Source organism: Spirosoma humi (assembly GCF_054776575.1).
The window spans coordinates 1,312,982-1,325,491 of sequence record NZ_BAAHBR010000008.1; the positions used below are offsets into that span (position 1 = coordinate 1,312,982).

Consider the following 12,510-nt stretch of genomic DNA (forward strand, 5'->3'; position numbering starts at 1 on the left):
TATACCTCAACTATGCTGAAATCAATTACTTGCCTGGCCATGGCGCTGCTCCCGATGGGTTACGCCGGGGCGCAGACAGCCTCGAAGACACCCGATCCGAAGACATATACGTTCACAAAAGGGCTGGTTGCCCTGACCGGTAGCCGCTACGGACGGGAGGCTATTTACACCGATCCGCTGGCGCACCAACTGTATAGCGGAACACTCCGGCAACCCACCGAAGGAGCCGTGTTCGGAGCCGACGAGAAAGGCGGTGACATTAAATGGCTGGCTGTAACGGCCGATAGCCTGAACCGGCTCCGGCTTCGGAGTGGATATCGGGGTAATGGGGGCGCACCCGCAGGCCCTGGCGTGGTAGCGGGTAGCCTGCGGGGCGGCATCGGTGGGGGCGGGGGATATACGTACCTCACCTACCCATCCACGCGCGAGCAGGTAGCATTGCTGACGATAAAAGGGAACAGCAACGTGTACGTGAATGGCGAGTTACACATGGGCGATGCCTATAGCATGGGGTATCTGCACATTCCCATCAAGCTCAAAAAAGGCGTAAATGAGTTTTACGTACGGGGCGTCATGATCACGGCTAACCTGTCTTTCCCCGACAGGCCCGCGCTGTTATCGACCGACGACCCAACGTTGCCCAGCATCCGGTTGGGCGAATCCAGGGCATCGCTGCAAGGCGCTGTCGTTGTCGTGAACACCTCGACAACTCCGTTGCTGGGGCTGCAACTGACCAGCAAACTATCGGGTAAAACCCTGACCACCGCAATACCTATCGTTCCGGCGTTATCGAGCCGAAAAGTGGCGTTTATGTTTGATGGAAGCGGGGTTACGGCGAAAGGACCACACCCCTGCGAACTGATGCTCACGCAGAAAGGAAAGGCACTCGACGCGGGTACCGTTTCAATAGAGGCCGTTCCGGCAGAAGCCTCTTATAGCCAGACATTCATTAGTCAGATCGATGGTAGTTTGCAGTATTATGCCGTAACTCCCCAGTCGTCGGCAAGTACGGCTCCCTCGGCCTTGTTCTTGTCGGTACACGGGGCAGGCGTAGAAGCCAGCGGTCAGGCGCGGGCGTACAAAGCCAAAGACTGGGGGAATCTGGTAGCCGCTACCAACCGTCGGCCACGCGGTTTCAACTGGGAAGACTGGGGGCGTATCGACGCGCTGGAAGTATTGGCCATCGCCAAAAATACCTTCAAACCCGATCCGCAGCATGTATACCTGACCGGCCACTCGATGGGTGGGCACGGCACCTGGTTTCTGGGGGCAACGTATCCCGACAAATGGGCAGCTATTGCCCCCTGCGCGGGTTATCCGACGCTGAAAGAGTACGGTTCTGCCGATGGGGTGATTCCGGATACCAGCAACGACCCGCTCGAACAGATGCTGTTACGGGCCGGGAATCAGAGCGACGTCCTGAAACTAACGAGCAACTACAAACCACTCGGTATTTACGTACTGCACGGCGACGCCGACCGGACAGTCCCCGTGACCTACGCCCGCCAGATGCGAAAACTGTTGGGTGAATCGCAGCCCGATATAAGCTATTATGAATACCCCGGTGGCAGCCACTGGTTTGGCGATGAAAGTGTGGACTGGAAACCGTTGTTCGACTTTTTTAAATGGCACAAGATTGGAGTCGACTCGACCGTCAACGAGATCGATTTCATGACGGCTAATCCGGGCATTTCGTCAACCTATCGCTGGGCCTCTATCGAACAGCAAACGCAGCCACTGCTCTATAGCCGCATACAGCTCAACCGCAAAGGAAAGGCTATTGCCGGTATTACGACCAATGTGGCTCTGCTGAAATTGGCGCTGAATGAATTCGCGGCAAAAACGCCCCTGACAGTCACGCTGGATGGTACACCGGCCATCACCTACACTACGGTGCGTGCACAGGATACGCTGTTCCTGCGCCGGGAGAATGGGCAGTGGCAGCCCGCTCAACGGCCCGGTGTCGCCCAGAAAGGACCACATCGCAATGGCACGTTCAAAGATGCGTTCAATCACCGAATGGTCTTTGTATACGGCACCAAGGGCACGAAAGAAGAAAATGACCTGAACCTGCAGAAAGCCCGCTACGATGCCGAAACCTGGTATTACCGCGGCAATGGCGCTGTCGACATCATTGCCGATACCGATTTTGCGCTGACGGCCTATGCCAATCGGGGTGTTGTGCTGTTCGGAAACGCCACCAACAATGCGGCCTGGAAACAACTCCTGGCCGACTGTCCGATCCAGCTGGAGCGGAACCGCGTGCGGGCGGGCGATCAGCAATGGCAGGGCGATGATCTGGCGGCTTATTTCGTCTGGCCCATCAACGGGTCGGCCACAACATCGGTTGCTGTCATTGGCGGAACGGGTGTCAAAGGGATGCGGGCGGCTTTAGCCAACCAGTATTTTGCCGGAGCCAGCGGTTTCCCCGACTTCATGATTTTCGGACTGGACATGGTTCAGACGGGCAGCAAAGGCGTTCGGATGGCTGGCTTCTTCGATAACAACTGGCAATTAACACCGGAGCAGTACCGTGTTAATGGGCCAACGAGTGGACATGACTAAACCTATCGTACGAGAAACTTAAACGCCCATTTACGTAAACATGATTCGAGTATACGTCCTCTTTTTGACCGCCCTCTTGATGGCTTCTTCCGGACAGGCGCAGGACCTGGCCCGGCGGTATCCCCTTATTCCCTATCCAACGTCATTAAAAGCCGCGTCGGGGCAGTTTACCGTAACGGCGCAAACGGCACTGGTGGTTCAGGACGGCCGGTTTGCGGGTGAAGCCAGCCAACTGAATGCCCTATTACAGCAGGGGCTTGGCAAAACGCTGTCAGCGAAGGGGAGCGGGTCAAAAATTGTCCTTCAGCACGATCCCGCTATTGCGAATCCTGAAGGATACGAACTGACTATCACCCCACAGCAAGTGACGCTGAAAGCCAGTAAGCCCGTCGGAATGTTTCGGGCTGTGCAGACGATTCGCCAGTTGCTCCCTATAACCATTGAAAAAGCGGGAAACCCTGTGACGTCCATGAGTCTTCCCGCCGTGCAAATTCAGGATCAGCCTGCCTATGCCTGGCGGGGCATGCACCTCGATGTGTCGCGGCATTTTTATTCGATGGCCTACCTGCGGACGTTTATAGACCGGCTGGCGCTATACAAATTCAATACCTTTCACCTGCACCTGACCGACGATCAGGGGTGGCGGCTGGAAATAAAAGCGTACCCCAAATTAACCAGCGAAGGTGCCTGGAGAACGTTCAATAACCAGGATTCGGTCGTGTTGAAACGGGCCGCTACCAATCCCGACTTCGAGCTGCCGAAGAAGTTTATCCAGCAGAAAAACGGGCAGACGCAGTACGGTGGATTTTACACCCAGGCGCAGATGCGCGCCCTGATTGCCTACGCAGCCGCCCGGCACATCGAAATCATTCCCGAAATAGACATGCCCGGCCATTTGAGCTCGGCCATCAAAGCATATCCGTTCCTGAGCTGTACGGGTCAGCCGGGGATGGGCAAAACGTTTTCTGTACCCATCTGTCCTTGCAACGAATCCACCTATACCTTCATGGAAACGGTGCTGAGCGAAGTTATCGCCCTGTTTCCCAGTCCGTATATACACATCGGGGCCGACGAAGTTGAGAAGTCGACCTGGACAGAATCGGCCGCTTGCACCGGGTTGATGAAACGGGAAGGCATCAAAAACGTGGAGGAGCTACAGAGTTATTTCGTACACCGGATCGAGAAATTTGTGCAATCGAAAGGCCGGAAACTGATGGTTTGGGATGATGCGCTCGAAGGTGGATTGAAGCCTTCCACCGCCGTCATGTACTGGCGTAGCTGGGTAAAAGATGCACCCCAAAAAGCTGCGAAAAACGGCAACGATGTGGTGATGACGCCGGTTAGCAATCTGTATTTCGATAGCCCTCCGGGCATTCGGTCGGTAGAAAATGTGTATAACATGGCGGTTGTTCCCGAAGGCGTAACCGCCAGCCAGACGAAGCAGTTTCTGGGTGCGCAGGCCAACATCTGGACGGAATACATCTCAACCGAAAACCGCGTCGATTACATGGCGATGCCCCGCATGACGGCGCTGTCGGAAGTGGTCTGGACGGCAAAAAAGGATTTTATAGCCTACCAGGAACGGCTCCTCCAGCATTTCCTGCGCCTGGAGAAAATGGGCATTCATTACCGCCTGCCCGATCTGACCGGCTTTGCCGAAGAGAACGTATTTGTCGATAAAGCCGAATTGCACATCAAAAAACCACTTGATAGCTACACTCTTCGTTACACCGTCGACGGATCGCAGCCGGGTTCGGGTTCTCCGGAATTGCCTACTGGATTGGTTATCACAAAACCGCAAACGATCAAGGTGGCGGCCTTTACGCCATCGGGTGTTCGGGGCGATGTGTATTCGCTGCGTTACCAGAAACAGGCGTATGCCGTGCCGGTTAGTGCTACCGGTTCGAAGGCTGGTTTACAGTGCAGCTACATCAAAAAATTTTTCAAAGAAACGAAATTGATGAAGCTACAGGCCGTCGACAGTACCTACACGATCAATAATGTGATTGTACCGTTATCGATAAACGCGCCTAGCTTTGGCATTCAGTTTCGGGGGTACCTGACCGTACCGAAAACGGGCGTGTACAGCTTCTTCTACACCTGCGACGATGGTGGTATTCTCCGGATCGCGGATCGGATGGTGGTGGATAATGACGGCAACCACGCTCCAATTGAAAAAAGCGGGCAGGTTGCTTTGCAGAAAGGGGCTCACCCTTTCGAAGCTGATTTTATCGAAGGTGGGGGCGGCTTTACCCTCAAACTGAAATACAGCCTCAACGGCTCCGAGCCAATGGATATTCCCGATAGCTGGTTCACGCATTGATGATGTTTTATGAAGTCGGCTGCTTTGGTCAGCACGATAAAAAAAGCCCCCATGGTCCGTGTCCTCACGGACCATGGAAAGTTTTTAATGGCAGCGGCCAGCCGTCCGGCGCTGTCGAAGCCCTCGTTTTTTAGCAGAGATCGAATGAATACCCTCCGTTACCCGCTACGCGTTGCTGCAACCTTTCTGGCCCTGATGGCGCTCTCGGCCAGCGTGCCCAAAGAACCCGTGCCGCTATACAAAAATCCGGCAGCAGCCATCGACAAACGAGTGCAGGATCTCCTGAAACGGATGACCGTTGAGGAAAAAGTGGGCCAACTGTCGACACTGTTGGGTTGGGAGATGTACGATAAACAGGGCACTACGATTCAGGTCAGCAAGAAGTTCGAACAGGCCATTCAGGAACAGAAGATAGGCGCTTTATGGGCTACCCTGCGGGCTGATCCCTGGACTCAGAAAACCCTGACCAACGGCCTTAACCCAGACCAGGCCGCCCAGGCCACGAACGCCCTCCAGAAGTACGCCATGGAGCATAGTCGGTTGGGCATTCCGTTGCTGCTGGCCGAAGAATGTCCGCACGGCCACATGGCCATCGGCACCACGGTATTTCCAACGGCACTCGGGCAGGGCAGTACCTGGAATCCGGCTTTGATCGAACAGATGGCTACCGTTATCGCGCAGGAAGCCCGGCTGCAGGGAGCGCACATTGGCTACGGCCCCGTACTCGATCTGGCTCGTGAACCTCGCTGGTCGCGGGTAGAGGAAACCTACGGCGAAGACCCTGTTCTGACCAGTCAGCTGGGCAGTGCTATGGTGCGTGGTTTCCAGGGGAAAAGCCTGACGAGTGGCGTCAATATCATATCGACGCTCAAGCATTTTGCGGCTTATGGCGTACCTGAAGGGGGCCATAATGGTGGTAGTGTCAGTCCCGGTATGCGTGAACTACAGCGGTCTTACCTGCCCGCGTTCGAGGCTGCCGTAAAGGCGGGTGCTTTGTCGGTGATGACGGCCTACAACTCCATCGATGGCGTTCCGTGTTCGGCCAATCCCTATCTGCTGAAAACGATTCTGCGTGATCAATGGGGCTTCAAGGGGTTTACGGTATCGGACCTGACCAGTATTTCGGGACTTTATGGTACGCACCGGGTAGCGGCTACGCCCGCCGATGGTGCTGCATTGGCCATCAACGCCGGGCTGGACGATGATTTGAGCGGGTATGGTTTTGGTAAGGCCCTGCTGGACGCCATTCGCCAGAAAAAGGTAAGTACGGCGGTGCTGGATACGGCGGTGAGCCGCGTACTGCGACAGAAGTTTGCGATGGGTCTTTTCGATAATCCCTATGTCGATCCACAAAAGGCATCGGCGGGGGTGAAAACCGATTCCCACGTGAAGCTGGCTCGCCAGGTCGCGCAGGAAGCAATCGTGTTACTAAAGAACGAAAACAACCTGCTGCCGTTAGCCAAAACCACGAAACACATAGCCGTCATCGGCCCCAATGCCGACAATGTGTACAACCAGTTGGGTGATTACACCGCTCCCCAGCCAGCCGGGTCAGTCATAACGATGCTTCAGGGAATCCGGACGAAGTTTGGCGCTGGCACCCGCGTAACTTACGCCAAAGGGTGCAGCATTCGGGATACGTCGTCGGCCGGTATTGCCGAAGCCGTAGAGACCGCTCGTGCTGCCGATGTCGTGGTACTGGTGCTGGGAGGGTCCAGTGCGCGCGATTTCAAAACGGAATACCAGACAACCGGTGCCGCGTCGGTCAACGCGACAGAAGCATCGATCAGTGACATGGAAAGTGGCGAGGGGTTCGACCGGTCGTCGCTGGATTTGATGGGCCGTCAGCAGCAGCTTCTGGAGGCTGTTGTAAAAACCGGTAAACCCGTTGTATTAGTACACGTTCAGGGTCGGCCGCTAAACATGAACTGGGCAGCCGCGCACGTCCCCGCTCTGTTAACGACCTGGTATCCGGGTCAGGAGGGAGGCAATGCGCTGGCCGATGTGCTGGCCGGTGACTACAACCCGGCGGGTCGATTGCCGATCTCGATTCCTAAATCGGTTGGTCAGTTGCCCGTTTATTACAATGCCAAGAAACCCGCCAGCCACGATTATGTAGAGGTCGATGCCAAGCCTCTTTTCGCGTTTGGTTATGGATTGAGCTACACGTCGTTCGACTACAGCAATCTGACAATACGGGTGCTTGGCACAGGAAAGGCTACCAGGGCAAACGTATCTTTTTCGGTTAAAAACACCGGTACGCGGGATGGGGATGAGGTCGTTCAACTGTATGTTGATGACAAGGTCAGCTCCGTGGTTGGGCCAATCAAACAACTAAAGAAGTTTCGGCGGATTCCGCTCAAAGCAGGGGAGCAGAAAACCATCGACTTCGAGCTAAGCGCCGATGACCTTAAATTGCTCAACGCATCCTGGCAATGGGTCGCCGAAGCGGGTACATTTGCTGTCATGGTTGGGCCATCATCCGATGTGATCCGGCTCACCAAAGAGTTTGAGCTGCCGAGCAGTATCTATCTGAACACGACGAAGTGAGAATGCCTTTTCCTCGGGCCGTGTCCGCACGGCCCGCTAGTGGGCTGACTTAATAGACCTACCGGGTGAGTGGTCCGTGCAGACACGGACCATGGGGAATTCGGTTCATTTTTGTCATGCTGACGAAGGAAGCATCTTCGGTAATTGGCTAATAGTATTCTCCGCGAAGATGCTTCCTTCGTCAGCATGACAAAAATACGTCTGTGGACAACCGTAATTTTTCAACCGCCTTGACATCGTCTATGAAAACACTCATTTATATTGTTGCTGTCTGTCTGGCAACGCAGCCGCTAGTTGCTGTAAGTCAATCGCCTAAAACGAAAAAACCGCTGGGGTTCACCCGCTACGTCGATCCGTTTATTGGCACGGGTTTTCATGGGCACGTGTTCATGGGGGCAAACGTACCGTTTGGGGCGGTTCAACTGGGCCCAACGCAGATGTCGCAGGGATGGGACTGGTGTTCGGGCTACCATTATTCAGACTCGCTGATCGTCGGCTTTGCGCATACCCACCTGAACGGAACCGGCATTGGTGACCTGGGCGATGTGCTGCTGATGCCAACAACCGGCCCCGTTAAGTTAGGTCGTGGCACAACAAAGGATAGTCATAGTGGCTACGCATCTCGCTTTTCGCATACCGAAGAAACCGCCCGACCCGGCTACTACGCCGTTAAGTTGCAGCGCTACGACATCGACGTGGCCCTGACCGCTACCGAGCGGGTAGGGCTGCATCGGTACACATTCCCCAAGTCCAGCGACGCGCACATCACGCTCGATCTCGGCGAAGGCGTGGGTGATCGACCAACGGAAACCTATCTGGAACAGCTCAATGATTCGACGTTGGCGGGGTATCGTTTTTCGAAGGGATGGGCACCTGATCAGCGGTTGTATTTTGCGGTCGTATTCGCCAAACCCCTTCGGCAATTGGCGCTTTACAGCGATCAGACGGCCGTTGCGGGCTCGTCGGCCAAAGACGTTCGGATAAAAGGGGTGGTCAGTTTTGCTACCCAGGCTAATGAACAGGTGCTGGTAAAAGTGGGCATTTCGCCCGTTAGCTCGGCCAATGCACTGGCAAACATTCGGGCTGAGTTGCCCCACTGGAACTTTGCTAAGGTAGCCGCCGATGCGGATGCCGCCTGGAACCGGGAGCTGGGCAAGATCATCGTGAAAACCAGCGATCAGAACCGGCTGAAAATCTTCTACACGGCCCTGTTTCACACGCAGGTGGCCCCGTCTTTGTTCAACGGCCACAACGGCGACTATCGCGGTGCCGACAAGCAGGTGCATACGAAGGCGACCTTCGCCAACATGACTACGTTCTCGCTCTGGGATACGTACCGGAGCGCCCATCCTTTATTTACCTTAACCCAGCCCCGGCGCGTATCGGACATGGTGAACAGTATGCTGGCGATCTGCGATCAGCAGGGAAAACTTCCCATTTGGCACCTGGTCGGGAATGAAACCAACACCATGCCCGGCAACAGCGCCATGCCTGTTATTGCCGATGCCTGCCTGAAAGGCATTGCCGGAATCGACGTGGACCGGGCGTTTGCGGCCATGAAAAAAAGCGCTATGCTGGACGAGCGCGGGTTGAAATTCGTCAAGGCAAAGGGCTACATACCCGCCGATAGCCTGGTGGAAAGCGTAGCCCAGGGACTCGAATACGCCATCGATGACTGGGCTATTGCGCAAGTCGCCAGAAAGCTGGGGAAACAGGATGACTACGCCTACTTCAGCAAACGAGCCAAAGCCTACCAGCAGTATTTTGATCCGGAAACGCGATTCATGCGGGGGCGTGTGTCGGATACCGAACGGCGAACACCCTTCAGCCCTATCATGTCCCGGCACATGAAAGACGATTTTGCCGAAGGGAACGCCTGGCAGTACACCTGGCTGGTGCCGCACGATGTAGAAGGATTGATAGCCCTGTTCAAGAGTGAAAAGGCGTTCACGCAAAAGCTGGATTCACTGTTCGTGGTCAAAGGCGATATGGGCAAGGAAGCATCGAATGATATCACCGGCCTGATTGGGCAGTATGCCCACGGCAACGAGCCCAGCCACCACATTACCTATCTATACGGCTATGTGGGGCAACCCTGGAAAACAGCCGAAAAAGTGCGTTTTGTGCTCGATAGTATGTACACGACCCGGCCCGATGGGTTGATTGGCAATGAAGATGTCGGGCAGATGTCGGCCTGGTACGTGCTGTCGTCCATGGGATTCTACCCGGTCAATCCCGCTAATGGAGCTTACGTGTTTGGCAGTCCCGTCTTCGATGATGTAGCGGTACAGTTGGCGAGTGGAAAGACGTTCCGGCTCGTCGTACAGAACAACAGGGGGGCGAATCGTTACATCAGGCAGATGCTGTTGAATGGCAAACCCTACACGAAATCGTATCTCACGCATCAGGCCATTCTGGACGGTGGCACGCTGACGATTATTATGGATAACAAACCGGGTACTACTTGGGGCGTTCGGCCGGAAGACCGGCCACGATCTGTTCTCAAGTAGGAATCTGCTTAAGCTTTCTAAAGTTGAGCCTCGGCAAGCGCTTTTCCTGTCATCCCGACGGCAGGAGGGATCTTCGGTAAAAGGAATTTTTCAGTTTGCTACCGAAGATCCCTCCTGCCGTCGGGATGACAAAACATAGAGTTGAGTACCCGGTAAATAAGTCCTATATAATCGTACGTTGGTCCCGTTACTGTCGGCGCATGGCCCATTCCTGGCCGGGCGTATCGACGCGGAAGGTTTCGAGGTTTCCCTGATCCTGCAACGTGACATAGGCTGTGCGGCCATCTTTACCGCCGAAGGCAATGTTGGTTGGTTTTTTGCCAATCAACTGAATTTCCTGAAGCACTTTGCCCGCCGGGGATAGTTTAACCACGGTGCCCTTGCCGTATCGGACAATGTACAGGTTTCCTTTCGTGTCGCACCGCATACCGTCCATGCCGAAATCGGGGAACTCGATCAGTAGTCGTTTGTTACTTGCTTTTCCATCGGCCGATAAATCGTACGCCCATACTTTCCGTTGTGCTGACTCATTGACATACAATGTTTTATTGTCGGGGCTCACGTCAATACCATTGGTCGTTCCCATGTTGGCCTCCAGCAGCGTTACCTTACCGTCGGTGTCGATGCGCCAGATATTGCCAGTATTCTCTTTCCAGTTCGGGTCGCTGGCATACAGTCGGTCTTTGCTGTCGATGGCAATGTCATTCGGCTGATTCATGCGGGGCTCATTAGCAAAAACCGTGAGTTTTTTGGTGCCCATGACCACCTTCAGAATGTTGTGCTTCGGGTAATCGGCAATAAACATATCGCCCCGTTTACTGAACCGAATACCGTTGCCGATGCTTCCCTCCGGCAACTCGACAAAAACGCTCGCTTTCCCATCGGGCGTGATCTGGCCAATGGTACCCTGTTTGCCGAAATTCACGGCGTAGACCATGCCGGCCTTGTCGACGGCTGGGCCTTCGACCCCGGACGTGAAGCCATTGGCTGGGGTGAAAATACTCGATTTGACTACCTCATCAACGGCTGGGAGGAGGGTAGCGGCTGATAAAGAGACGAGGCTGGCACTGGCCAGGGCCAGGCTGGCGAAACGGGGTATTGAGATAAACATAACGGATGCGTAAGGGTATAAGCCGGGTTGGAGACCAGCCCGGCCTGGCAAAAGTAAGGAGAAATAAGCTTGTGTATTACGAGCGCGGTTGCTGCGTTACCACAACCGGGTTGGCGATGCCGTTGAGGTCATACACGATCTTCCCTTTGCGAATGGTCATTTCGCATTCCAGCTTTTGCTTGCCTTCAATTTTATGGCCCGTATAGTCGAAGAAACCGAAATAGCCCGTATCCCGTACTTCGAATTTGCCTTCGTGTAGCTTGAGGATTGCTACGTCGGCCACGGAGCCGACCGATAAACTTCCCAATTCAGGCCGTTTGATGGCTTGGGCCGGACTCCAGGTGCTGGCCTTGATCACGCTCGGGAGATTCATGCCCATCGCCATAAACTTCGACATCACGTTGAGCATGTCTTTCATGGCGTTGTTCATGCTCCCGGTATGAATATCGGTGCTGATGGTATTGGGATAAAACCCGCTTTTGATGGCCGGAATGGCCTGCGAAAACGCAAAACTAATGCCCCCGTAGCCCACGTCGAAGATGATTCCTTTCTTCTGGGCTTCCCACACGAACGGTTTTACTTTATTGGTTGTGACATCCAGAATCGGCTCGCGCGTTTTCAACTGGCCAAAGCAATGTGTAAATATATCGCCGGGCCGCAGGTGTTTCAGGAACAGCTCTTCGATGGATAGCGTAGGCGTGCTACCGCCAAAGTCGATCATGACGGGTACGTTGGCCAGCTTTCCGGCCTCAACGGCGCGGTTGGTAGGCGTCCAGTCATACCCGTTGAAGTGCGCTAGTTTGACACCCACGACGAACTCGGGGTATTTCTTCGCCATATCCGCCGTTTTCTGAGCATCCATATCATCGATATTCTGCTCGAATTTGCCGCCCCGCATGCCGCTGCCCACAATGTTGAGTAGGGATAAAACGCGCGTCTGCGATAAGTCGATGGTTTGTTTTTTGAATGTCTCGAAATCGCGCCAGCCCGAGCAACCCGCATCAACAATGGTGGTCACGCCATTGCGAAAGGTAAAGGCGTCGGGTGGCAGGGCATTGGGACCGTTGCTGTACGTCTGGTCGAGGTTTGTGCCGAAAAAGACGTGCGTGTGGATGTCGATCAGGCCCGGTGTCACGTACAACCCCTTGGCGTCCACTACCTGAATGGCTCCCTTGGGGTCGATCGACTTAGCGACCTGGACAATTTTGCCATCGGCAATAGCGATGTCCATAAGGCCGTCGATGTTGTTTTTCGGGTCGATAACGTGCCCGCCTTTGATGACAACCGTGTACGGCTGCGCCATGCACAGCGTGCAGCAGAAAATAAGCAGGAGGAGGAACGGTATTTTCATGGTTGAGGGTTGTTTTTGTCATTCCGACGAAGCGGGGCGGCCCGTGCCGAGGAATCTTAAAACTTCTCATTGGTCAAGCTTAAGATTCCTCGGCACGGGC

The 12,510-nt window shown here is 54.7% G+C and carries 6 protein-coding genes; 4 read left to right on the forward strand and 2 right to left on the reverse strand.

The genetic code is table 11. From position 1 onward, the window contains the following. The first annotated feature begins 12 nt into the window (after positions 1 to 12). The 4 genes from ACYU8Y_RS14165 (at position 13) to ACYU8Y_RS14180 (ending at position 9,948) form a co-directional block, all read left to right on the forward strand. Positions 13 to 2,565 carry a carboxylesterase family protein gene (locus ACYU8Y_RS14165; RefSeq protein WP_460938251.1) on the forward strand — a complete coding sequence of 851 codons (2,553 nt, stop codon included), beginning with the start codon at positions 13 to 15 and terminating at the stop codon, positions 2,563 to 2,565. A gap of 40 nt (positions 2,566 to 2,605) precedes the next feature. Continuing rightward, positions 2,606 to 4,888 carry a family 20 glycosylhydrolase gene (locus tag ACYU8Y_RS14170; RefSeq protein WP_460938253.1) on the forward strand — a complete coding sequence of 761 codons (2,283 nt, stop codon included), beginning with the start codon at positions 2,606 to 2,608 and terminating at the stop codon, positions 4,886 to 4,888. Between the two features lie 144 nt (positions 4,889 to 5,032). Further along, a complete protein-coding gene (locus ACYU8Y_RS14175) occupies positions 5,033 to 7,438 on the forward strand; it encodes a glycoside hydrolase family 3 N-terminal domain-containing protein (RefSeq protein ID WP_460938255.1) in 2,406 nt (801 codons plus the stop codon). A 242-nt stretch (positions 7,439 to 7,680) separates the two neighbouring features. Beyond that, on the forward strand, positions 7,681 to 9,948 hold the full coding sequence (locus ACYU8Y_RS14180; protein WP_460938256.1) for a GH92 family glycosyl hydrolase: 2,268 nt from the start codon (positions 7,681 to 7,683) through the stop codon (positions 9,946 to 9,948). A 187-nt stretch (positions 9,949 to 10,135) separates the two neighbouring features. Here ACYU8Y_RS14180 and ACYU8Y_RS14185 read toward each other — a convergent pair whose 3' ends face one another. Together ACYU8Y_RS14185 and ACYU8Y_RS14190 are read right to left on the reverse strand one after the other, a co-directional pair. Then, positions 10,136 to 11,059, reverse strand: a complete 924-nt coding sequence (locus tag ACYU8Y_RS14185) for an SMP-30/gluconolactonase/LRE family protein (RefSeq protein WP_460938258.1) — start codon at positions 11,057 to 11,059, stop codon at positions 10,136 to 10,138. Between the two features lie 76 nt (positions 11,060 to 11,135). Continuing rightward, on the reverse strand, positions 11,136 to 12,410 hold the full coding sequence (locus ACYU8Y_RS14190; protein ID WP_460938260.1) for an amidohydrolase/deacetylase family metallohydrolase: 1,275 nt from the start codon (positions 12,408 to 12,410) through the stop codon (positions 11,136 to 11,138). Positions 12,411 to 12,510: the final 100 nt, after the last annotated feature.